Origin of the sequence: Magnetospirillum molischianum DSM 120 (assembly GCF_000294655.1) — a bacterium.
Taxonomy (GTDB): domain Bacteria; phylum Pseudomonadota; class Alphaproteobacteria; order Rhodospirillales; family Magnetospirillaceae; genus Phaeospirillum; species Phaeospirillum molischianum.
In genome coordinates, this window is sequence record NZ_CAHP01000014.1 from 74,025 (window position 1) to 98,452 (window position 24,428).

Here is a 24,428-nt window from a genome sequence, read left to right on the forward strand (position 1 = left end):
TGATCAGCGTGGCCTCAGGGCCAGTCGGTATCGGGTCCGCTCTGGTTGGCATGAAGTTGACTGTCAACCAGCGACAACATCACCCGTAGCGCGCGGCCATGGCGCAAAGTGGCGCGTTCCAACCGCTCCAACCGGGTGACAAAAGCGGACTCGGCCTCTGTCAGGGAAGAGGTCATGCCCCCTCCTCCCGGTTTATCGCCGTGCTCCAACACCTGATTGATCTCTCGGCGCAGATCGTCAACAACGGCGGCGACGACATCGCGGTCGATCCGGTGCAGTTCATCAAGAAAGCAGAACAGCATCAGGCGCGTGCAAAAAGCGTTGATCTTGCGCGGAACACCCCCGGTATAAGCGAAGATGTCGTCCATCGCCTCGGGCGCGAATTCGGGATCGTTGGCCCACCCCACCACCGACAGACGGTGGCGGATATAGGCACCGGTTTCCGCCGCATCCATCGGCCCAAGATGGTAGGAGGCGATAATCCGCTGACGAAACTGCTCCAGATCAGGATTGGCAAGCATGCGGCGGAATTGAGGTTGCGCCAGCAACAGGCTCTGCAACGGGACTCTGGAACCGACCTGGAAGTTCGACAGCATGCGCAATTCCTCAAGCGCCTGCACGGTGATGTTCTGCGCCTCATCCACCAGAAGCAATGTGCGCAGGTTCCTGCTGTGATTCTCGTTCAGGAATCTCTCGATACGATTCAGCAGGCTGGCCTTGGAACTTCCGTCGAACTCCAGGCGGAAAGCCCCCGCTACCGCTCTCAGCATGTCGTCGCCCTGCAAATGGGTGCTGACAATCTTCGCGGCAACGAAGGTCGTGGTATCGAGTGTATTGAGAAGATGGTCGAGAATGGTGGTCTTGCCCGCGCCGACATCGCCGGTGATCACGATGAAGCCTTCGGATTGATCAAGGCCGAACAGAAGGTGCGACATTGCCTTCTTATGCACTGAACTTTCGAAAAGGAATCGAATGTCCGGCGTAATCAGAAAAGGAAATCCGCTCAGGCCGTAATATTCAAGATACATTCTAGAACTTCTTCCTCAGGCCGATAACCACCACATTTTCAGTAACACCTGAACTGGAATTAGGCTGGACATCCATGTAATGGTATCCAACCGAACTGGCTAAGGTCGGATTCATCTGGTAGGTCAGATCAAGACTCGCGTTGAGGCGCTGACTTTTGCCGGACTCGACGGGCGCACTGATAATATCCGACTGGCTGAGTGTCGCCGTACTGGAGACAATCGGGGTTAGTTGGTGAGTCCAGGCCACGGTGGACGTCATCGCCGTCGTGCTGCCCTGTCCCATATTGGCCACAGGAAGAACGGTTGTTCCGGCGGCACCGAACGTACTAGGCGCGGTGATGCCGTCGCGCGTATTCAATGACGTCAGCAGGGTCAGCGTATCGCGCTCACGCCGATGGATCAGCACCATTTCGGTCTTGCGCTGCTTGTAAACCGCATTCGTACTGGCAAACGGGCTAGAGGCCGGGTTCGCGGCAAGGCCCGAGAACGGATCAACAAAGCGGCCCAGTTCATCGCGCTGCACATTCGAGAGCGCCCCAGCGGTCTGAAGCGCATCGGTTGAGACCCCGCTCGTATGCGATAATTTAAGCTGAGTGAACGGGCCGATCGCGTAGGCAACGCTCGCCTTGCTGCTCAAACTGCCATACCGCCGACCAAATTCGAGCCGCAGGTCGTTTTTGGCGGATGGCGCCCAATGAATGCCGCCCGCATAGAACAGACCTGAATATTTGTCGCTGTCGAGGTCGCTTCCGCTCAGGCTGTCCACACCGACTTGGCTCAGAAATCCAAATTCATGGGATATCTTGATTTCGTTGTCGAGTGTCTGGGTGGTTTGGGAGAAGGTCTTGCTTCCGTGTTCGCTACGCATCGCCTCGCTTGTTACACCCCACTGCATGCGGGTGAATTCTTCGCCACTTCTCAAGCTGGCCTTTCCGCTATCGACCACCGAATTGGCCATACCGCCGTTCCCCGTGGCACCATACAGAGCGGAGTTAGAGAGGGATGGGGTGTTATGGGAAGAGGTGGTGCTGGATGCCTCAGTTATCGTCTCGTTATGGGCATAGCTCACCACCCCCGCCGCCCAGGGGCCGAAGCGGTGCTTCACCTGCGGATTGATGCTGTAGGTCGTGACCTGATTGGTGTTGGAGCTGGCCGATGTGCGGTCCACCGCCGTGCCTGGACCGGCGGGATTGGCCTGCTGCTCGGAAATATTACCGCGCAGATCAAGGAACAAGAGGTCTTCCACGATCTGCGCATTCGCCACACCGTTGCCGCGATGGCGGACTCCGCTGAGTTCGTCATAGGTCGCGTAACGGTCATAAGAGAGGGTGTAATCGAGGCCAACGGTCAGGTCTCGCCCCTTGCCGGAAATCGCCAGACCAGGAGTCGCGGTGGTGATGAAATCGGATTTAGTCTGACGGGGTGCAGAGAAGGCGTTGTCGGTCCACTTCTCTTCCAGCGCAATCTTCGGTGTAAAGCTCCAATCATCGGCATGGACCGCCGACGCCTGAACCAAGGAGGCGAATAGAAAAAACGGCCATAGAGAGGTATATTTTTTAAGCTTGATACGCATACGAATCATACCCCTCTTTATAGAGGTCTAAATCGCATTTATTCAAAATGCAGTTCAGGTTGGAACAACCCTGAAGAAGATCTATTGTTTTTTTCAAGCTTCTATTGGTTGTTCGCCCTTTCTCGACCACGACCACCACCTGACCGACATAAGCCGCCAACACCGAGGCCTCGGTACTAACCAGAACCGGCGGAGTATCGATGATGATGATGCGATCGGGATAACGTCGGGCAAGGTCGGCCATCATCCTGGCCATCGGCTTGCTGGCCAGGATTTCCACTCGATGGGGATGCGGCCGGCCGGGGGGAATAAAGGACAGATTGGGCACGTTGGTGCGCAGCATCACATCGGGCATTTTCAAGCTGGAATCGATCAGCAGATCGGCCAGCCCCATTTCCTCGCCAACACCGATATGACCCGCCAGCGAATGATGATAGGCGTCTCCATCCACCAGTAGAACATGCAGCCCCGGCTCCGAAACCAGGCTCATCGCCAGATTCAGCGCCGTGAAGGTCTTCCCTTCCCCCGGAATCGAACTGGTCACCATGACGATATTACTGTTGCCGGAGACCGCCCCATCAGGAAAGGCATCCTTAATGATCTGGCGCTTGATCAGACGGTATTCTTCGGTCAGTCGGCTCGGGGGGGAGTTGGGCGTGATAAAGCCGGCCGTCAGCAGACGATTAAAGTTTATCTCGACCGGAGGACGAACCGGCCGGAATGCATCGTCCGGCTTGGCAATGGCCTCGGCGGGTGGAGCGGAATCGACGGCAGGACGAGGAGGCACGACAGCAAGCGACGGTGCCGATGGCAGCGGAGCAGCAGAATGCTTCGCCGAAGCTAACCGGCTGGCAACGCGCTCGACAAGGGTTCCGCGATCACCCAGAGACATAGCTGACGAGCCTCTCGACAAGGCCATAAAGATTAGTGCGCATGACAAACTTAGCGAACGTCTGGATATAGGGCGTCAAAACCATAACGATCCCATATAAAACAAACAAACTCGACAACGCCCAGATAAATTTTGAAACCTCACGGCGATGATCAATTTCTAACGATATACTTTGAACCATCGTCACACCACCAAGAACCCTAATATTAAATAAATCAAAAATACTTTCTTTAGATTTCACCGTATCTTCAAAATTACTAAGTAAGAACGCCACAGAAAAGCCAGCAGCGATTCCAACGACAAGCACCAGTGACACCAGAAGCGGACGATTCGGAAACGAGGGAATCGCGGGCACCTGTGGCGCTTCAATAATACGAAACTGAACCTTATCGCCGCTGCTTTCCACCGCCTCGCTGATACGGGCAGACTCGCGCCGACTCAGCAATTCTTCATATTTTTGCCGAAGAACTCCATACTCACGGTTGAGATCGGCAAGATCGGCTTCGATACGAGGCCCCTCTTCGGCAAGCGAAGCCAAACGATCCCGAGTCTGGGTGGCCAGACGCAGTTGACCTGCGGCAGTGGCCAGATTGGATTCGGCCTGGATCAGACGCAGCTTGACCTGCTCGTACAGGGCGTTTGGTATGCGGGTCTGAGAGGTTGATTTGGCCGCAACCGGATCGGCGGTTTCCTTCGCGGCCTGAGCCCGCAACTGATCGAGCGCACGCGAAGTGGCAATCACATCGGGATGGCGTTCGGTATAATTCAACCTCATTTTGACCAGTTCGTTTTCCAATTGCTGAATACGCCCCTCCGTACTGTTGGGCGCAGCACTGGAAATCACGACCTGAGGCGAGGCACCGCCATCCAGATACTGGGGAATGGCGGAAAGATTGGCGCGCAACATGTCTCGCGCGATCACCGCCTCATCATAATGACTCTGAGCATTCACCAACTCTTGGCGCGACTGATCGACCTTTGCTGAAAAATTTGACCCAATAGCCGAGATAGTTTCTACATTTTTTGTTTTATACTCAGATAATTTCTGCTCAGAAACTTTTAGCTTTTGCTCATATTCAGAAATGTGTTTTTCAATAAAACCGCGGGCACTTTCCATATTCGATCGGTTCTGACCGAGATTTGTCTCAACAAAGATATTGAGGATAGCCTCGACGACCTTCTTGGCCATCTCGGGATTGCTATCGCTATAGGTCAGGGAAAATAGGTTCTTACCCTCGGATTTTACCTCGACCTTACGCTGTAACCGGGCGTACAGCGCGTCGGCATCCGCATCGGTATGAACATTGAGATCGAGATCGGTCGCGCGCGCCACCTGAGCGACGTTACTGCGACTGAGCAGGGTCCGCTGCATGACTTCCAACTGCCGCTGCACATCGGGTTGAACAGCGATATTGCGTAACAGCGGGGTCAGCAGGTTATCGGTTTCGACATAGACGCGAGTAAGGGCCTTGTACTGGTCGGGTATCACCGCCACCACCAGCCAGCCCAACACCGCAACAACCCACGCCACCATCAGAACCAGCCAGCGGCGCTGCCAATAGGTATGGAGATGGTCATGAACGTTCTGTGGAATATACGAAGTCAGCGAGACCACGTCCGACCTCCTGTGCACCCCAAAACGTCCCGCTCTTGCCGATGGGCTAAGGCAGGCCTATCCTCTAGAACCAACTCTGAGGAATCATAACGACGTCGCCCGGCGCAACTTCGACATTGGCGGTCATGTCGCCATTATTGATGAGAGCATTAAGGCGGACCCGGAATGTAACGGGATTTCCCTGCACCATCCGAACGATGGTCGCCCGGTCACCATCGGCAAACGCGGTCAGACCGCCAACCGCAATCGCGACATCAAGCACGGTCATACCCTTGCGATAGGACACGGCCTGGGGCTTTGCTGCCTGACCGACCACCCGAACCTGCTGATCGAAGGTACCGACAGAGGATTGCATGATCACCGTGACCTTGGGATCTTGCACGTATTCGGCCAGTCTCGTCTCGATTTCCCGCGCCACCTGGCTTGGCTCCCGGCCAGCAACCGGAAGGTCGTCGATCAGCGGCAGCGAGACCTTGCCATCGGGACGCACCGACACCGTGATCGACAGATCTGGATTGCGCCAGACAAACACCTGAACGCTGTCGCCGGAACCGATCAGATACCCCGCACCGGCTTCTGGGGGATCAACACGCGACGGCGCTTCGGGGAGTGATGCGCAGGCCGCAACTCCCCCCAAGCCAATCAAGGCGACGACCTTCAACATGAATACGGTGTTTCTCATGTCCGAAAGACCTTTCCGTCCTTCAAACCCATCGTTGAGACCAGGACATGGCTTATAGCGAGACCATGGTAGCAGGGATAGCTGACCAATCTGACAGGGGGGCGGCGTTCGCTCCCCCAGACGCCTTTTGTAGCGGACTGTCAGCCGGGTGATTTTACCGTTACGGAGCGGTCATTTACGGTCTGCTTCCGCACGGCATGACGCTCGGTGCGCTCGACGTTTTGCTGCACGGAGATTCCGACAGCAATGAAAATGTAAAGAATTGGCTGAAACGCGATCCCAACGAAAGAGCCACCGCATAAATATATCAGGGTCGATACCGATAGCGCCCGAGAGAGATCGGATGACCATTGCAACGATTCATGGCCATCCATCTCCCGCGATAAACGGTGCAAATTCCTAAAGTGATAAATAATTAACGACAGGAATATCGCCGCCCCAACATAGCCGTGCTCACCTAATACTTCGAAATATATACTATGAAAGGCGCGGGCCGTTTGCACCATAACCTCGTCGCTGCCCTCGATCGGTACCGTGAAGCTGTTGATGCGGTACATACCGAAACCACCGCCCAACGGATGACTGGCAACGTAATCCAGCGTCCATTTCCACACGCCCAACCGCACGGCAGCCGACGATTCCTTGGCCGGGGCCGAAATCGTCCCCATCCGCGAGACCCATTGGTCGCTCATGATCACCATGGCAACGGAACCGATGCCCGCCACCAGCAGCAGGAACAACACCTTGCGCTTGGAGTGCCACCACAGGGTCAATGCCAGCACCCCCATGCAGACAAGCCCGGTGCGCGCGAATGTGCCAAGCGAAGTTAACAACGCGAAAGCCACCATGCCGTTGAAGGCCAGGGGCCGCCAGCGGGAGTTGGGCGCGATCAGTGAGTGCGTCTTAAGAAACAGGATCAAGGGGATCAGCGCCACCGCCACCATGGACAGGGTGCTGCTTTCAGCGAGGCCGACATTGCCGCTGCCCAGCCCCAGATTCATGCCGTATCCGCCACCGCTGATGACTGTTTTGATTCCGAACGCAATCATCGACCCGGCGGCCGAAAACAGCACTACCAGCAGCAAGGATTCGATCTGGATACGCGAGCGGAACAGAAAAGGGATAAACGCCCCAAAGCAGACTGTCTTGAAGGCCCAGTCCCATTTCTCCCAGGCCGGGCCGGGAACCACGGCCCAGGTGGTGGTCAGGGTGACCCACCCGGCCCACAGCAGCAGCAACTTGAGTCCCCAGGTCAAACGCGGCGGCGACACCCGATCCAGCAGCAGATAGCCGCCGATAGTGGCCACACTCATGATCATCGAAACCGGCAGATCGGTAATGATGCTGTAGCCGATATGATGAGGCTGAAACAGGTCGGTCCAGACATAGCCCAGGCCCAGCACGAATGGTGCCCGCACCCCGACCAGCAGGAACGTGGCATAGACAGCAAGCATCAGCAGGCTACGCATCGCAGGGCCTCTTCAGGAGATGCGCGACCGGGGCGGATTACCCTTCGGCTTGCCCCGGATTTGACGCCGTGAGTCCTCGCCGAACCACGGAGTCACGGCGTCGAGCTTCGCCGCGCGGACGACAACATAAACCACGCAAAAACAGCTCGCCAAAATGGCAAAGATATCGATCATGACGCCCCTATGCCTCGATTTTACCCGTTGGTCGGTACCGAGCCGCCATTACGGCGGCCAAGGGCGCGGATGCGCCCGCCCGGCGACCGACTCATTGCGGCAACGGCAGGGTCCGGCGAGCCCACCTCCGAACCAGCTTTCGGCCCGGTTTCTCGACCAGATGGTACAAAGCGATGGAAGCCAGCAGCGTAATGACAGCATAGATCCCAAAAGCCACGAGACTAGGCTGACCCGGCTTGATCAAAAGAAAATTAACCCAATCTTTTACAAGGTAATGACAAAGATAAGTAGAATAAGATATGGTTCCAATATAAACAAGAAACGGCCGCGCCAGAATCACTGACAGCGGCGCGCCCGGCACGGTCAAAGCCAGGACCACCATGGCAAAGGCCGCAGGCAGGGTAAGATAATCCGGCACCGCCGTCACTGCGGTGAGCACGAACAACACCGTCGCACCAGCCAGCGCCGCCCAATGTACCATCGGGCCAATGCCGCCGCTCAGGTTGTAGAAACGGCATAACGCCATTCCGACCAGAAACTCGAATACACAGCGTTCAAGTCCGAACCGGGCGATGCCATCACCGATCGACGGCACTCCGACACCATAAAAAAAGGCAGCCAGCGCGGCCAGCAGTCCGACCACGACCGCCACGGCATCCAACGGATACCGGATGTAGCGCACCAGCACGAACGCCGCCGCCGGAAACGCGCAATAAGCGAAAGCCTCGACGCTGATCGACCAAGACGGGATGTTCCAGGCTGGACCGGGCAAAAAGCCCCAATTGTGCATCAGCACTAAACTGAACAGGTAATAGGAAGAATCGTAGCGTTCTCCAATCACCTTCTCACTGGAGAACAGAATTATGGCGAGGGGATTGGCCAGAAACGCCACACTGATGACCAAATAGAGCGGATAAATCCGGGCCAGCCGGGCCGAGGCGAATTCTCGCAGCGAAACCGCCGAGATCCGCCGGAACAGGCTCGCATAATTCAGATGGATAACAAATCCGCTTAGAATAAAGAACAGATCGACCGCTAAATAGCCGCCGCCCCACAACGCCATCAGCCAAGGCCCGCTCAACGGCCACAAATGTTCGCGGAAATGATAGAAGACCACCCACCAGGCGGCCAGACCGCGAAGGCTCGTCAAGGCGAGAAGCTGAGGCGGGCGTTGCCCATCTTGCCGGTCCGTCCTGTTAAGCGGCACGGATCGCGGCGGATCAGACATCCTCGTCATCCGCCTCCCCTCCCCGCCTCGGACACGGAGTCCCGCGTCTCCCCTGATCGAGCCAGTGCGTAAATTTCCTCGGGTGTGGCCGGTCGGCCAGCGATCTCTCCCAGAAAGAAATCGAGATACGCCTCGATCCAACCAAGGAACAGATCACGGTCGCGCTCGGTGCGAACATATGGCGAGCCGCCGGGCAGCAACGAAGAGGAATGATAGGTCAAATGAAATAACCGCTGCCCACGCGATAGAAGCGCAAGGGTAAGGGCCTTGGCCTCCTCAAGACTGAACCCCTCGGGTGATAGCCGCACCCGATTAATCAGGCCGAACCGGGCCAGAAGACCCGGCACATGCAGATACCGAGCCAAAGCACCGCAGACCAGCGTTGAAAACGGTGATGGGTCCGCCCCGGCCCAGCGGCCGATCAGAGCGCAGGTCAGCGGCAATTCCATCAAGGTCCGGTCCCGGTCCAGCCAATACGGAGCGACGCCGAAACGGCGATAATCCGGCCCTCCCCCGGCGGCGAAACTGGTGAAGGGCACCACGCTACACTCCATCCGGTAGCCCAGATCGATCAGGCTGGTCACACTGTGCGCCCCAGTGCCATAGCGGCCCGCACGATAGAGAATCGGACGACAGCCCAGATTGGTTTCGATTTCGTCGGTCAGCCGGGCAATCTTTTGAAACTCGACTGCGGCGGGCAAATTGCCAGCGAAGGAATTGCGGGCACAGATGTCCTCGGTGAGAGGCGGAGTCACCCAGGGGTGAAGCTGGGCCCCGATGCCGCACCGACCAGATTCCAGATAGTCGCGCAAGGGCTGATACCCCTGGGGCTGAGAGGCAACAGCAAAATCAACCAGATAGGTGGGGCGGCAACCAAAGCGCTCGAACAGGCGTTGCGCTCGATATTGCTCGGCAATATTGCGTACCGAAACGCAATCCGATGAAAAATGCCGCCAGTCGAATTCCTCTTCAGCATCAACCAGGACGACCAGAAGGGGTTCTCCCTGAGGCAGGCGAACCCAAGCCCCAGGCTCGGCCGGGGGAACGCTGGCGCTGGCCGCAAAGCTGGGCCGACCACCAGACCGAGGCGAAACCGCGATCAAAAGACCCGGCGCTTCGGCTGGGTCGGCGCAAGGCGAACAGCCCCCTGGCGTCTTCGGTCCCGGCGCTCCGCGCCCCCATCAGGTTTCATCATCAAGCCCGCTCGATAGACGCCAACGAACGAAAATCTACGTTTATAAACGAAATAACGCTGAACTTTGCCGTTTGAAACGAAATAATGACTACGCAGACTAACCAGAAAGAACACACCCTGTCATTTTATTCAGCTATCGCAATCAGTTTAGACACACTATCATCTGCCCAACAAAGCGGGTCATTTATTGAAATTATTAGCGCTCACTTCACAAAGGTGACGCAATATATTTTTTTCGATGATTTATAACCATATGTTTCAATCGGCGACTAGAGCACCACAGCCAAACGAGGGCCAAAGCCATGCTTCGTGTCTTCAGGCACTACGTCAACATTCCAGCATTCTTCCTGGCTGCGGGTGAGGCGACGATCCTATTCACACTGACCTACAGCACATCTCACTTACTAAGCGCCAACGGCTTCGATATCCCGACCGATCACGCATTTGCCTCGGCAAGCGTACTGACAGCGGTGGTTCTGCTGGCGATGTCGGCGGTCGGACTCTATAACCGCGCGCATTTCGTTCACCGTCGCGATGTGTTATCGCGAACCCTGGTGGTGTTCCCTCTAATCCTGATCTTCATCAGTCAGGCTTTGCTGGGATATGGCTGGCTGACCAGTAGTCAAACTCAATCTGGCTATTATGTCCTGGCCGGGACAGGTCTGCTTTTATTCCTCCCAGTGCTACTGGGAGTCCGCGAATTGTTTCTCCTTCTGGTGGACCATTTCGATGGATTAAAGCGCCGCGTGTTGGTGGTGGGGTCCGGGCCGCGCGCGGCCAAGATCGACCGATTGAGCCGGGACATGCTGGATCGCGCCTATACCATCGTGGGGTTCGTCCGCCTCGATCACCCCCAGCAACAGCCCCCGTCGGTTCCTCTGCCACAGGGCAACCGGCGCACCTCCCATCGACGCGACGATTACCAAGTGGCTGCGGCTGATCTGGCCGATTTTTGCGCTGCCAACGCGATAGACGAACTGGTAGTTGCCTCGACCGAGCGTCGCGGCCTCCCGGTGCAGGATCTGCTGGCCTGCAAGCTGCGTGGCATCCAGGTTGTTGAATACACAACCTTCTGGGAACGAGAAAGCGGCCAAGTAGATCTCCACGATATCGCCCCAAGTTGGTTGATATTCTGCGACGGCTTCAAGATGAACACCCTGCGGGCAATGGTAAAACGCTCGTTCGACATCGTGATCAGCTCCATATTGCTGGTGCTGACCCTGCCGCTGACCATCCCCTCCGCCCTGCTGATTATCCTAGAGAGTCGCGGCCCGATTTTTTATCGGCAAGAGCGCGTCGGACTGAATGGAAAGCCGTTCTGGATTCTCAAATTCCGCAGCATGCAGACAGACGCCGAGAAAGATGGCCCCCGCTGGGCAGCGAAAAATGACAGCCGGGTGACGCGGGTCGGTGCCTTTCTCCGCAAGGTCCGCATCGATGAGATCCCTCAGGTGCTGAACGTGCTGAAGGGCGAAATGAGCTTCGTTGGTCCACGGCCCGAACGCCCCGTTTTCGTCGAAAAATTGATCAATGAAATTCCGTACTACAACAACAGACACGTCACGAAACCAGGAATTACCGGTTGGGCTCAAATAAATTATCCTTATGGAGCGACAATAGAAGACGCTAAGATGAAACTTTCATACGATCTATACTACATAAAAAATAATAGCCTGTTTCTCGATGTCCTAATAACGATACAAACGCTGAACGTGTTGCTCTGGAACAAAGGGGCACGTTGACGATGGAAACATCGACTGGGGAGCATAGATCAGCGTGAATGCCTTGGTGGCCATAACCAGCTATGCGTCCTGCCTGGTCGCCTTTTTTGGGCTAACCGCGCTTGTGGTGACCAGCCGCGTCGGTCGCCACAAGCGCGGTTTGTTGTTGGCAGCAGGACTGGCCACTCTTCTCTGGTCTGGGGTCATGGTGCTGTTCCTGCTGAACAGCTTCCCAAACAGACCATTGATATCATTTGAAATCGCACGAAACCTCTCGTGGCTTCTGCTGCTATGGTCCCTGCTGGAAGACAAGAACGGCAGATTGTTTTCACTCCGACGGCCAGTCCTGATCGTCGCCACCCTTCTCCCACTGACGGGGATTGGGCTGGCCATTCTGCTGACCCCACTTAGTCCCGCCGTCATTACGGCAACTCAGTTGGCACTGATCTTGACGCCGGTTCTTGGCCTTCTTTCGGTCGAGAATCTTCTGCGCAACGCCACCCTGTCGCAACGCTGGGAAGTGAAATTCCTCTGCCTCGGCCTCGGCATGGTTTTCGCCTACGACTTCATTCTCTATTCCGATGCCTTGCTGCTACAAAGGATGGACAAAGAATTCTTTATTGCCCGCGGCTTCGTGACCGCCTTGGCAGTGCCACCCCTTGCCATTTCCTTCATTCGGATATTGCGTCGGTCGCACAATCGGGATCTCGACATCCACGTTTCGCGTCATACCGTTTTTCATTCCCTGGCGCTGCTGGCCTGCGGGCTTTATCTGGTTTCGATGGGCACGGTTGCCGCCGGTCTGCGCCTGATGAATGAAGAATGGGGCAGCGTGCTACAGATTACCTTCATGATCGGTGGCTTGCTGTTGCTGGGCACCCTGCTAGGGTCGGGCCAAGCCAGATCGCGGGCGAGGCTGTTCATCAACAAGAACTTCTATTCCCACAAATACGATTACCGCGAGGAATGGCTGCGCTTCATCCGCATCCTGTCCTCGCACCAGAAGCTGTCGATGGGCGAACGCATCATCCGCTCGATCGCCGATATCCTCGATAGCCCGGCCGGGGCCTTGTGGGTAATGCGTGAGCAGGATGATTGTTTTGTCCCCGACACCGCCTGGAACTATCACGGAGAGCGCCCCTGTGAGCGGCGCGACGCTTCCTTGCCGACGTTCTTCGCCTCCAACGGGAACATCGTCGATCTCGACGACGTGCGGGCAGGCGGTAACCTCCCCCCCGGCCTGATCGTGCCGGACTGGATTCTCGCCAACGCCCAGGCATGGGTGATCTTGCCCCTTATTCATCGCGACGTGGTTCTGGGTATGCTGATACTCGACCGCGCGCGCGCGCCGCGCCGCCTCGATACCGAAGACCGCGACCTGATCAAGGCCGTCGCCAGCCATGCCGCCAGCGCTCTGGCCGAGGAATTAGCGTCGGAGGCGTTAAGCAATGCCCAGCGGCTGGAGGAGTTCAACCACCGCTTCGCTTTTGTCGTTCACGACATCAAAAATGTTGTCAGCCAGATTTCGCTGGTCGTCGTCAATGCCGAACGCTTCGGCGATCGCCCCGATTTCCAGCGCGACATGATGGAAACCGTGCGGAACGCGGTCCAGCGCTTGCAGACCCTGCTCGCCCAGCTCACGCAGCAGAACCTCGAAGAGCAGTCGCCGCGCGAGGATATCGACATCGCCCCGCTGCTGCGTCAGGTCGTCTCTCGCTGGCGCGGCAGCAAACCCGACCTCGCTGCCGAGATTCCCCCCGGCCCTCTGTACGCCCAGGGACAAGCCGACGCCGTGACATCGGTGCTCGACCACCTTCTCGACAACGCCATCATCGCGGCGGGAAACAACGGCACAGTCTCGCTCGAAGTTCAGGACGGCGAGACACATCTGATCATCAAGGTCGAGGATAACGGACCGGGCATGGATAGCGACTTCGTACGAAACGAACTTTTTCGCCCCCTTCATTCCACCAAGACCTTTGGATACGGCCTGGGAGCCTACCAGACCCGCCATCTGATCCGCAGGATGGGGGGAACCCTTGAGGTTGAAAGCCTGCCTGGACATGGAACCAGAATGCGGGTGTGGCTCCGGCGCGGGACGATGGCGGCATCCGCCGGTCATCCTCCTGAAGCTTCGGACCAGAAGGAAGCCCGCGCATGACGGAGGATCGGCGCAAAGTTCTGATCGTCGAGGATAATTCCAGTCTCCGCAGTCAACTGAAATGGAGCCTTGCCGATTACGAGGTGTTCGCGGTCGGCGAACGCAAGGAGGCTCTCGCGTTGATGGGACGGGAACGTCCGCCGGTTGTCGTGCTCGATCTCGGCTTGCCGCCCGATCCCAACGGTGCCAGCGAGGGATTGGAAACGCTGAACGCCATGCTGGCCTTGCAGCCTTTGACCAAGGTCATTGTCGCCAGCGGCAATGAGGAGCGGGCCAATGCCCTCAAGGCCATCAGCCTGGGAGCCTACGATTTCCACCCCAAGCCCGTTCATCCCCCAATGCTACTGCACACGGTCGAGCGCGCCTTTTATCTTTTCGATCTGGAAGACGAGAACCTTCGTCTGTCCAACCAACAGAAATCATCGCCACTGGCCGGAATCATCGCCACAACCCCGGTAATGATGCAGGTATGCCGGACGGTGGAGCGCGTGGCGACCGCCAACGTGGCGGTTCTGATAACCGGCGAGAGCGGCACCGGCAAAGAGGTGTTTGCCCGAACCACCCATGATCTCAGTCCGCGCGCGGGCAAGCCCTTTGTCGCCATCAACTGCGCCGCCATCCCGGATAATCTTTTGGAATCCGAATTGTTCGGCCATGAGAAGGGAGCCTTCACCGGCGCGGTCAAACAGACCCTGGGCAAGATCGAACAGGCGCATACCGGTACCCTGTTCCTCGACGAAATCGGCGACATGCCCTTGGCCCTTCAGGCCAAGCTGCTGCGCTTCTTGCAAAACCGCACCATCGAACGGGTTGGCGGCCGGAAGGAAATCGATGTGGACGTGCGCGTTATCTCGGCCACCAACCGGGTTCTGGCGACCATGATCGAAAACGGCACCTTCCGCGACGACCTGTTCTATCGGCTGAATGAAGTCGGCATCCACATCCCCCCCTTGCGCGAACGCCCAGGAGATGCCGCAGTGCTGGCGCGCTCTCTTCTTCTGAAATTTTCCAAGGCTTTCAAAACAGCCCCCAAGGGCTTTTCCGCCGAGGCGCTGGCGGCGATCGCCACGTATCCCTGGCCCGGCAACGTGCGTGAACTGGAAAACCGGGTCAAGCGTGCGACGCTGATGGCCAACGGGAAACAGATAACCCCCGAGGATCTCGACATCCAGATCGATGCCTCCCCCCTCGCCATGCCCTCGTTGCGCCAGATCCGCGAACAGGCCGAAACCAACGCGGTGATCCAGGCCCTGGCCATAGCCGACAACAACGTGTCGGAAGCGGCCCTGTTATTAGGGGTATCGCGCCCAACCATTTACGAACTGATGAAGAACGCCAACATCAAGAGAAAGGACCGTTCATGAACGCCCCTTATCTCAGCCGCATCCTGGCGACGATCCTGACTGTTGGTGTTGTCGGCACCGGCCTGCCGGCCTTCGCGACCACAGATTCCGCTCCAACCAGCCAGAACCAGGACGAGACTCAGGCGGCGCGGCGCGCCGAAACTCTGCGGTCCACCCTGATCCTGCTGAAAAATAAGGTCAAGGCCACCCCTCGCGACGGCACGATCCGCTTCGATCTTGGCATGGTGCACCTTCAGATGGGCGATTACGTCTCGGCCGAAAAGGAATTCCGCCTGGCCCGAGAGTACAATGTCGCGTCCGCCAAGGTTCTGCCCGTCCTCGGAATGAGCTATCTGGCACAAGGCAAGGCGCAGATGGTCATCTCCGACCTTCAGCCCTGCCCCGACGACATCGATTGCAAGGCACGCATCCTCAGCCAGCGTTCCCGTGCGCAATTGAGCCTCGGCAATCTGGCCGAAGCCGATGTCGAGTCCCGCGCCGCCCTGGCGACAAACGCCAGCATTCCTGATGGCAAGATCGCCCGCGCCCTGGTTCTGATCGCCCAAAATCAAAGAACTGAGGCCGAAGCGCTGATCGATTCGGTGTTGCGCCTCCTTCCCGACCAGCCCGAAGCCTTGGCGGCCAAGGGCGATCTGCGCGCCATGGATGGCGACGGTGACGCCGCGCAGTTGAACTATCGCCGCGCCATCCAGAACAACCCTCGCGACATCGTTTCCCGCCAGAAGCTGGCAATGCTGCTGCTCACCCTGGGCAAAGATGCCGAAGCGCGCGACGAAGTGGAGCGAAGCCTCAAGCTGGCACCAAAGGCCGTGATGGGGCTTTTCATCAAGGCTACGCTGCAAACCCGCGCCAATCAATTCGGCGCGGCGATGGATACCGTCCGCCCAGTCGAAACCGAGATTGCGCAGTTGCCGCGCGGCCGCTACCTGCTGGGCACCATCCACGCTCTCAATAACAACCTGCGTCAGGCCCAGGACCACGCCGAGAAATTCCATGCGGCTTTTCCCGCCAATCTGCCCGGCACGAAATTGGTGGCCGGGCTGTTCTTCCGCCAAGGCGCTTATGACAAGGTGATCGATCTGCTGGCACCGTTGCGCGGACAGATCGAGGAAGATCCCGCCGCATTGGAAATGCTGGGTTCGTCCTATCTTGCCGTCGGCCAAATCACCGAGGCCACCGAGATGCTGGCCAAGGCAACCCGGCTGCAACCCGACAATACCGGCGCGCAGACCAAGCTTGCGCTGTCGCATTTGCAGGAAGCGGCGACCCGCGATGTCGGCATTCACGAGCTGGAAGAGGTGGTGGACCGGAACCCCGAAAACCGACAGGCCGATCTGGCCCTGATTCTCTCCCATATTGGCAACGGCGATTACGATCGTGCCGTCACCGCCGCCGAGTCCATGGCCCAGCGCCAGCCCAATACGCCCCTGCCGCTTTCTCTTAAAGGCATGGCCCTGGCAGCCAAAGGAAACACCGCCGCCGCCCGCGTCGCGTTTAAGGCTGCTCTGGAGAAGGATGCGAATTTCCTGCCCGCGGCCATCAACCTTGCCGATCTGGATTTGAACGAAGGCAATCTGGCCCAGGCCCGCGAACCCCTCGACGCCATTCTGCGCCAGTCTCCTACCAATCTCCGAGCCTTGACGGCCCGTGCCCAGATCGAGATTCGTGGCAATGAGGTCAGTGCGGCCCTCCCCTTCCTCGAACGGGCGGCCGCAATTCGCCCGGAAGATAGCGCGACTAAGCTCCAATTACTGCGGGCGCTGATCGCCGCCGGCGAGACCGGACGTGCCGTCCTGGTCGCCACCGAGATGGCGCGTCTGGCCCCGCGCGATCCCTCGACCCTTGACGCGGCGGGAAGCGCCCTGCTGGCGGCGGGCAAGCGCGAGGACGGACTGGCCCTATTCCGCCAGATCGTCACTCAGGCTCCCTCCGATCCCCGGACGCATTTCCGCCTGGGACAGGTGCTGGCACGGATGGGGATGAATCGGGACGCCAAGGAGGCATTGGATAGAGCGATTGCCCTCGATCCCAAGTCTATCCCCGCCTGGACCGAACGCATCCGGGTCGAGCAACAAACCTCGGGCTACAACGCGGCTCTGGCCCTGGCCCGGACCGCCAGCGGAAAGATCACCGACAATCCCTTTGCTCCGCTGCTGGTGGCGGATCTGCAAGCCGCCACCGACCATTTGCCCGAAGCGGAAGCGCTCTATCAGAAGCTATGGGATCAGACGAACTCGCCCGATATCATTCTTCGGCTTTACCGCACCATCGCGGATCGGAACGATCCCGTCCGCGCGCGTCGCCTGCTGACCGACTGGTTGGACAAAAATCCTGATGACCATTACGTGCGAGTGATGCTGGCCGATGATCTGCTGACCTCGAATGCCGTGCGCGAGGCGGCAGAGCAATACTCGATCCTGATCGACAAGACGCCCCGCAACGCGATGATTATGAATAATCTGGCCTGGGCCTACAGCCGGATGAAAGATCCCCGCGCGCTCCAGATGGCCAAGCGGGCTTTCGATATTTCTTCGAACGTACCGCAGATCCTCGATACCTATGCTTTCCTGCTCTACCAAAGCGGTGAGTCCAAGACTGGTTCCGCCTTGATCCGACAGGCCTATAATATCGACCGGAACGATCCATCGATCGAATATCACATGGCCATCGTGTTGGCAGATAGCGGAGACACCGCCGCCGCCCGCAAGATCCTAGCCCCGCTGGTTACAAAGAAGGTCGTGTTTCCAGATGCCGAGGACGCCCGGAAGCTCTATCAGCGCATTGGCGAGAGCTAGAGATGGGGGCCGTCTCCGGTATCGCCGTCGCGCCCTCCGACCGCCATCGGACGGGTCGCCGCCCATTGCGCCTGCTCACCTTCACCACGTTGTTTCCCAATCCCGGCCAGCCGGTCAACGGCATTTTCGTTGAAAACCGGCTGCGCCATCTGGTCGAAAGCGGCGAGGTCGAGGCGCGGGTGGTGGCGCCGGTTCCATGGTTCCCCTCGTCTCACCCCCGGTGGGGCGAGTGGAGCAAATTCGCGCTCGCTCCTCCGACTGAAACCCGGCACGGCCTGCGCATCTGGCACCCGCGCTATCCGGTCATCGCCAAAGTGGGCATGAGCGTAGCCCCCCTCCTGCTCTATACCTGGACGCGCGCGGTGGTGGGCCGCCTGCTGGCCCAAGAGGATATCGATGCCATCGACGCTCACTATTTCTATCCCGACGGAGTTGCCGCCGCCTTGCTGGCTCGGGAATTCAAGAAGCCGCTGGTAATCACCGGACGGGGAAGCGATCTCAATCAGATCCCACAATACGTCCTGCCGGGTCGCCAGATCGCCTGGGCCGCCCGCCGGGCCAATGGCATCATTACCGTCTGCGAAGCGCTGACCGACCCCTTACGGAACCTGGGCGTCGCCGACGACAAGATCCGCGTACTGCGCAACGGCGTCGATCTCGTCGGCTTCCATCCGATCGATCGGGTGACGGCCCGCGCAGCCCTTGGACTGTCCGGCCCTACGTTGCTATCGGTTGGCCTGCTGATCGAACGCAAAGGCCATCACCTGATTATCGAAGCGATGGCGCATCTGCCCGACTTCACCCTGCTGATCGCCGGAGGTGGTCCCGACCGCGCCCAGTTGGAGGCACTGGCCCAGCGGATGGGAGTGGCCGAAAGAGTGCGGTTTTTGGGTGTCGTGCCGCATCAATCCCTGGCCACGATCTATTCCGCCGCCGACGCTCTGGTGCTCGCCTCCAGCCGCGAGGGCTGGGCCAACGTATTGCTGGAGAGCATGGCCTGTGCCACTCCGGTCGTCGCCACCAACGTGTGGGGAACCGCCGAGGCCGTCACTGCGCCGGAAGCCGGTGTACTGATAAGCGAACGCTCGGCTCAAGGAATCGTCGAGGGCGTACGCCGACTGTTCGCGGCATTGCCAGAGCGCGCCGCCACCCGTCGCCATGCCGAACGCTTTAGCTGGGACAAAACCACGCAGGGGCAAATCGAGTTGTTCCGCACGATCACCGGACAGCCGTTCTGAATCCCGACGACGATCATTCTTTTCAGTCGATCAAGGGCCACATGGCCCGCGGGGCGCTCTGGATGGTCGCCATGCGCTGGGGCCTGCGGCTGATTGGTCTGGTCAATATCCTGATCTTGGCGCGTCTGCTCCAGCCCGCTGATTTCGGCGTCTCGGTCATGGCTTGGCTGGTGGTCGAGTTTCTCATCGTCCTGTCAGACGCCAACGTCGATATCGCCCTGCTCCGCTCCCCCAAAGCCAGCCGGGCACATTACGACACCGCCTGGACCATCACGGTCGTCGCCGGTGTGCTGACCACGCTGGCGCTGGTTGCGATTGCTCCCATCGCCGCCCTCTATTACAACGATGAGCGCGTCACCGAGGTGATCTGGATCGTCTCGCTGCGCGCCTTGATCATGGGATTCGAGAATATCGGCGTGGTCCGATTCCGGGCCGAACTCGATTTCGCCCGCGAGTTCCGCTACTGGATGTGGCGCAGGCTTCTGATGTTCGGCGTCGGTCTGGCGCTGGCCGTCGCTCTTGGCGATTATCGCGCCCTGGCACTCGCCGCTCCAGCCTCCGCCATCATCACGGTCGGCGTCAGCTTCGTCATGTCGTCCTACCGGCCGCGTTTCACGCTGGTCCACTGGCGTGAATTATGGTCGTTCTCGCAATGGCAGATCCTGAATTGCTCCGCACGCTTCGTGACCCAGCGGGCCGATGAAGTCCTCATCGGCGGGATCGGATCTGCCGCCGATATCGGCACCTATTATGTCGCCTCCGACATCGCCACCATGCCGACTCGCGACGTGATCCAACCGATTGGCCGCGCCCTGACTCCGACCTATGCCCGGATCGGACACAGCGCAACCGAACTTCGCGCCGCCTTCGTCCACGTACTGGGGCTCACCGCCATTCTATGTCTTGCCACCGGAACAGGCATGGCCCTGATCGCCGAGAACGCGGTTCTGGTCCTGCTGGGATCACAATGGCGCGATGCCGCCTCGTTTTTCCGCCTCCTCGCCCTTTGCGGCATGATGGAAGGTTTTCTCCTGGCACTGGAGCCTCTGCTGTTACAGAACAAGCAGGAACGATTGCTCGGCCTCGTCACCCTGCTTCATGCGTTGGTGCTGGTGCCAGCCCTGGTCCTGGCCGGGAACGTCTGGGGGATCGAAGCGATCGCCGTGGTCCGCCTGATCGTGATCACCGCCACGGTATCGACCTTGTTCGCCGTCACTATCCATCAGGGTAAACTGAGCGGGGGCGACGTGCTGTCCTGCCTGTGGCGCCCCACCACCGCCGCCGCCGCTATGGCGGGTGCCATTATCCTGTGGCACGAACAAGCGGGCGCGGCTCTCCCCGTACTCTTGATGCTCGCCGACATGGCGATTGGTGCCGCAACATTCTTCGTCGTGCTTCTGGGCCTGTGGATGGCGGTTGGCCGTCCGAACGGGCCAGAGCAGACGTTGCTCGCCACCGTCGCGCGCCTTCGCCGCTAATACCAACCGGCCACTGAAGCAATCGGTTGTATACGAACATAATAAGAACCATAGTGACCTGATCATCGTCACAGGTGTGCCCGCATTCTTTCTGAAGTATGGACCGGAATTTCCATGTCGATCCTGCGTGTTCTCGCTGCCACCGCTGCGCTGTGGTTGCCAATCCATACCGCCTGGGCTGACGACAATCCGCCGCCGCGAACAGATTGCCCTTCGCTGAACGGCACATGGAAGGTTCGGTATGGTTTCGACAAGATGGGAGCGCCTGTTGACGTAACGCCCCTGCGTCCCTGGCCGAAACTGCTGGTCACCGCTCGTTTTGACGGAAACACGGCAGTGTTGACGTGGTTCAACGGCAAGAGCGAGAGGTTCCGGCTGACCAAGGATTATGGGAGACCAGAACGTTCGTTCGAAGGCATCAGTCCCGGTGGATACATCATTAGTGCTGGGGTAATTCCAGACCCTCCGCAACAATACCCGCAAGACAAGTGCTATCTTGGCGTCCTTGAGTTTTATTCAAAGAATCATCTTGCAAGTCACGATGAAAACGGCGATTGGCTGCTAGAAAAAATTAAATAGCCTGACGGCATTTGGGTATTTCGCCCACAGCCCGCTCCCATTGGAGCGGGCTTTTTGTTTTCAACGGAGACCAAAATGACGGAACGACGCGCGCGCAATCCTTTGCCCGCGGTCAAGCTGTCCCGACCATGGGCGTTGGTGTCGCCGCACCGAAGGCGTCGGGCGCATCGGCGCCCTTGGCCGCCATTACGATCATAGAATATCCAAAGCCGCGCCGTAGCGCTGGCACAGATATTCCACCGTGCACAGACGATTGAACGCTTCGGCATCATGCACCCTATCGACACGGAAAAGCTGACGCATGAACGGGAAAGAGGTGTCGATTACCATCGACAGATAGTCCGGCCCAAGGAAATAGGGCATCGGCCCCATTCGCCTCCATTGATGACGATAGCTCAACCGCCGCATCCAAGGGGGACGGCAGGAATTCAAGGTCATCTTGACCCGATAGCGCCACGGCACCGGGCCGGTAAAATCAAAGCCGTAATTGCTGGTGTGGCTGGCCAGGGACGGCGATAAGCGTTGGATCATGCGGCCTTCCAGCCGACCGAAATTCTTCAGATCGAGCGGAATATCCCAAGTGCCGTCGAACACCGATGGCTCCAGATAGGGATAAAGCGCGGTACCGAAGCGTTGGTTGATGGCGGTATCGCGCGCCGTCCAATAGCGGCCACGAAACAGGGGATAGATCATTTCGACAGAGGGGCGCGGCACCCGGCCCGAATTGGGCAACCCCACCGCCTGAGCGATCTCGGCGATCACGTTGTCTTCGTAGCGTCGGGGCGAGAACGCCTCGGTGCAGGCGGCCGGATCATAACGCGAATAGAACGTCCACACGACATCGCGCAGGCTGTAAGCGGTATCCCTCATGTAGTAGAAATTTCGGAAAATTTCGCCCACGCTGCCATTCATCAGAGCTTGGCCGTTAGCGCTGCGGGCGCGGCGATCGTCAAGATCGGCGCCACCATCGAACAGGCCATCGGTCTTCCACCCGTCGAATGCAATGACGTTCCGCGCCATGAGCGCCGCATAATCCGAAGGACTGACCCGAGGATGCTCCGCCTTATCGATGTGTCGGAGCGCCAATCCCTCCCCGGCAGAGACTGCCTTTGCCACCCGCACATCGCTGGATTCCTCGGCTCCATAGACAAACAGCGACGGCTCCATCCCGGCATCATGCAGCAGAGCCAGCAGCAACCGGGAATCATAGCCGCCCGAGAGAGCTGAACTAACCTGTCGGGGCCAATGGCGAGCATAGAGGCGAAACAATCCGCGCAGGCGCGCATTGTACACGTCGGCAATATCGTCGAGTTCGACCCGCTCCATCGGCTGCGGAGTATAGGCGGAGGCACGATTCCGTACCTGAACACGCCCCCCTTCCAGCGTGGTCACGGCGTTGTTGGGCAGGCTGACAATCGCGTCAAACAGAGTCTTGGTGCCAAAGGGCACGCCATTCCACACATATTCATAGCAACCCTGGCGATTGGGAGCGCCGGGACGGCCCATCTCGCACAGAGCGACGAAGGCATTGGACAGAACCGTCAGAGTCCCGTCGTGGTAAATTTTGTTGACGTTGAGGCGGTCGTTGATGACATGCACTCGCCCCCGCTTACGCAGAACAGCGCACCAGTGGCCCTGGGTGTTTTTCCACGGGTCCAGATCATCGGGATCGAATTCAGCCCAAAGAGCAGCCAGCGCCTCGGCCCCGATCAGACCGTTCTTGATCAGAGTTCCGGTGCAGCAGGCGAAATCCCCATCGCCGCACGACACAAAGGTTCCGCCCTCGCCGTTCAGCTTCCTGAACACGGACAAACGGAAATCGACGGTCTCGATCAGAGCCGCCAGCGCCAATCCCCCGGCAACCAAAGCGGCGTCTGCTCGCCGTGCGGCATCGGCCCGGCCTGGTCCGACGGCAAGAATGAAAACCCCCATCACCTCTCCCCTGATCGCAGGTGCCGCGCCTGTATCGCCTCCCTCAGTGACCGGACGCGATCACCGTATCCCCTGGGTGCCAAGCGGCGACGAGAAAACCTCATCGCGATTTGACCGGCCTTCTTGCTCGTGAAGACGGGCAACGATTCGTCGGGCATTGCCGTCCCAGGTAAAATCCCGCATTTCGATGGTATGCGCCGCTGCCGCCCCCAGGCGCGCCCGCAACACAGAATCGCCGCACAAAAGCATGATGGCACGGCAGAATTGGGCGGGATCGTCGGGATCGAACAGCAAAGCGTTTTCGCCATCGCGCAACACCTCACGAATATTGGGCTGATCCGGGGCAACGATAGCCCGCCCCAGTCCCATATACTCGAACAGCTTCAGCGGCGAGGCATACGCCACGACCTTAGGCTGGAGAGCGATATCGAAGGCCGCCACATAGGAAGCCACATGATCGCGCCCGACCACTCCCAGGGTCGTGAGCTGGTCGCGCATGCCGCGCGCTTCGGCATACTCTTCCAGGGCGGCGCGCCCCGGTCCGTCACCGATGACGAGAAAATGCAATTCTGCCCGGTTTTCCATCGCCGCCATGGCATCGATGACATGGGGCAGACCATGCCAGTCGCGGATGAAGCCGGTAAAACCCAACACGACCTTACCCTCCAGGCCATGACGGCGGCGCACGGCCGTACTATCAACCTGGGGGGAGAAGCGCTGAGGATCGATCCCGTTCGGAACAACCAGAATACGCGCCTCGGTCACGCCCGTCCGGCGCACGAACTCGGCCAGAACGTCGGTCACCGGCAGCGTTAGATCTGCACCGCGCCAGACGGTGCGCTCGCTCCATTCCGCCAGCCGCCGCAACGCCAGCCCACCGAATTCCGCCCGTTCGGAAGCAAGAGGAGAATTAATCTCAACAACATAGGGAAGACCAGTGCGCGCCTTCAGCCAATACCCCGCCAGGAAATACAGGTTATAGCGCTCGTACAGAATGTCAGGCTGAAAGCTGTCATAAGCCTGCCGCAATCGCCGGTAGGCGAACAGGGAATAGCCCATTTCCAGCGCTTCATATACCGCCTTGGGCAACATCTGTTTAATCCAGGCAGCCCAACCGCCGTCTTTCCCGAACGAGGCGGAATCCTCTCCTTGGGGAGCCACCACCCGCACGACATGACCCTGGCGTCGCAGAGCGGCGATCATTTCCTCGATATGAACATCCTGACCGTCGCGGGAAACCGTTCGGTGATGGTAGAGAATCCTCATGCCCGCTCCTTATCCCAAGCTGCGGTGATCGAGACCGC

Annotated in this window: 18 protein-coding genes; 7 read left to right on the forward strand and 11 right to left on the reverse strand. The window is 58.7% G+C overall.

Features of this window, described 5'->3' with window-relative positions; all coding sequences use genetic code 11:
* Nucleotides 1–14: 14 nt before the first annotated feature.
* From PHAMO_RS04640 to PHAMO_RS04675, 9 genes are all read right to left on the reverse strand, one after another.
* On the reverse strand, nucleotides 15–1,028 hold the full coding sequence (locus tag PHAMO_RS04640; RefSeq protein ID WP_002726911.1) for an XrtA/PEP-CTERM system-associated ATPase: 1,014 nt from the start codon (nucleotides 1,026–1,028) through the stop codon (nucleotides 15–17).
* 1 nt (nucleotide 1,029) lies between these two features.
* Nucleotides 1,030–2,601, reverse strand: coding sequence for a TIGR03016 family PEP-CTERM system-associated outer membrane protein (locus PHAMO_RS04645; protein ID WP_002726913.1), 1,572 nt, complete (start codon nucleotides 2,599–2,601; stop codon nucleotides 1,030–1,032).
* Nucleotides 2,585–3,493 (reverse strand): XrtA-associated tyrosine autokinase, encoded by a 909-nt coding sequence (locus tag PHAMO_RS04650; protein ID WP_002726914.1) that lies wholly within the window; start codon nucleotides 3,491–3,493, stop codon nucleotides 2,585–2,587. Before PHAMO_RS04650 ends, PHAMO_RS04645 begins: the two co-directional genes overlap by 17 nt.
* A complete protein-coding gene (locus PHAMO_RS04655; protein WP_002726917.1) occupies nucleotides 3,480–5,108 on the reverse strand; it encodes an XrtA system polysaccharide chain length determinant in 1,629 nt (542 codons plus the stop codon). Before PHAMO_RS04655 ends, PHAMO_RS04650 begins: the two co-directional genes overlap by 14 nt.
* Before the next feature lie 64 nt (nucleotides 5,109–5,172).
* On the reverse strand, nucleotides 5,173–5,790 hold the full coding sequence (locus tag PHAMO_RS04660; RefSeq protein WP_002726919.1) for an XrtA/PEP-CTERM system exopolysaccharide export protein: 618 nt from the start codon (nucleotides 5,788–5,790) through the stop codon (nucleotides 5,173–5,175).
* A 140-nt stretch (nucleotides 5,791–5,930) separates the two neighbouring features.
* The gene (locus tag PHAMO_RS04665) at nucleotides 5,931–7,259 is read right to left on the reverse strand and encodes a putative O-glycosylation ligase, exosortase A system-associated (protein WP_002726921.1); all 1,329 of its coding nucleotides are present in this window, start codon (nucleotides 7,257–7,259) and stop codon (nucleotides 5,931–5,933) included.
* 12 nt (nucleotides 7,260–7,271) lie between these two features.
* Entirely contained in the window at nucleotides 7,272–7,433 is a 162-nt protein-coding gene (locus PHAMO_RS19280; protein WP_155801551.1) for a hypothetical protein, read from the reverse strand.
* A 91-nt stretch (nucleotides 7,434–7,524) separates the two neighbouring features.
* Nucleotides 7,525–8,670, reverse strand: coding sequence for an acyltransferase family protein (locus tag PHAMO_RS04670; RefSeq protein ID WP_002726923.1), 1,146 nt, complete (start codon nucleotides 8,668–8,670; stop codon nucleotides 7,525–7,527).
* Nucleotides 8,667–9,764, reverse strand: a complete 1,098-nt coding sequence (locus PHAMO_RS04675) for a polysaccharide deacetylase family protein (RefSeq protein ID WP_002726925.1) — start codon at nucleotides 9,762–9,764, stop codon at nucleotides 8,667–8,669. Before PHAMO_RS04675 ends, PHAMO_RS04670 begins: the two co-directional genes overlap by 4 nt.
* Nucleotides 9,765–10,158: 394 nt before the next feature.
* On the opposite strand from PHAMO_RS04675, the gene PHAMO_RS04680 reads away from it, so the two are divergent.
* From PHAMO_RS04680 to PHAMO_RS04710, 7 genes are all read left to right on the forward strand, one after another.
* A complete protein-coding gene (locus PHAMO_RS04680) occupies nucleotides 10,159–11,598 on the forward strand; it encodes a TIGR03013 family XrtA/PEP-CTERM system glycosyltransferase (protein ID WP_002726928.1) in 1,440 nt (479 codons plus the stop codon).
* Nucleotides 11,599–11,632: 34 nt separating this feature from the next.
* Nucleotides 11,633–13,738, forward strand: a complete 2,106-nt coding sequence (gene prsK, locus PHAMO_RS04685) for an XrtA/PEP-CTERM system histidine kinase PrsK (protein ID WP_002726929.1) — start codon at nucleotides 11,633–11,635, stop codon at nucleotides 13,736–13,738.
* Complete coding sequence (gene prsR / locus PHAMO_RS04690; RefSeq protein ID WP_002726930.1) at nucleotides 13,735–15,102, forward strand: PEP-CTERM-box response regulator transcription factor; 1,368 nt, start codon at nucleotides 13,735–13,737, stop codon at nucleotides 15,100–15,102. Before prsK ends, prsR begins: the two co-directional genes overlap by 4 nt.
* Nucleotides 15,099–17,897 (forward strand): XrtA/PEP-CTERM system TPR-repeat protein PrsT, encoded by a 2,799-nt coding sequence (gene prsT, locus PHAMO_RS04695; protein WP_002726931.1) that lies wholly within the window; start codon nucleotides 15,099–15,101, stop codon nucleotides 17,895–17,897. The genes prsR and prsT overlap by 4 nt, the downstream gene beginning before the upstream one ends.
* 2 nt (nucleotides 17,898–17,899) lie before the next feature.
* Nucleotides 17,900–19,135 (forward strand): glycosyltransferase family 4 protein, encoded by a 1,236-nt coding sequence (locus tag PHAMO_RS04700; RefSeq protein WP_002726932.1) that lies wholly within the window; start codon nucleotides 17,900–17,902, stop codon nucleotides 19,133–19,135.
* 41 nt (nucleotides 19,136–19,176) lie between these two features.
* Nucleotides 19,177–20,613, forward strand: a complete 1,437-nt coding sequence (locus PHAMO_RS04705) for an oligosaccharide flippase family protein (RefSeq protein ID WP_002726933.1) — start codon at nucleotides 19,177–19,179, stop codon at nucleotides 20,611–20,613.
* A 114-nt stretch (nucleotides 20,614–20,727) separates the two neighbouring features.
* Complete coding sequence (locus PHAMO_RS04710; protein ID WP_002726934.1) at nucleotides 20,728–21,192, forward strand: hypothetical protein; 465 nt, start codon at nucleotides 20,728–20,730, stop codon at nucleotides 21,190–21,192.
* Nucleotides 21,193–21,384: 192 nt separating this feature from the next.
* Here PHAMO_RS04710 and PHAMO_RS04715 read toward each other — a convergent pair whose 3' ends face one another.
* A complete protein-coding gene (locus PHAMO_RS04715; RefSeq protein ID WP_002726936.1) occupies nucleotides 21,385–23,124 on the reverse strand; it encodes an asparagine synthetase B family protein in 1,740 nt (579 codons plus the stop codon).
* Nucleotides 23,125–23,184: 60 nt separating this feature from the next.
* Nucleotides 23,185–24,390 carry a glycosyltransferase family 4 protein gene (locus PHAMO_RS04720; protein ID WP_002726938.1) on the reverse strand — a complete coding sequence of 402 codons (1,206 nt, stop codon included), beginning with the start codon at nucleotides 24,388–24,390 and terminating at the stop codon, nucleotides 23,185–23,187.
* Nucleotides 24,391–24,428: the final 38 nt, after the last annotated feature.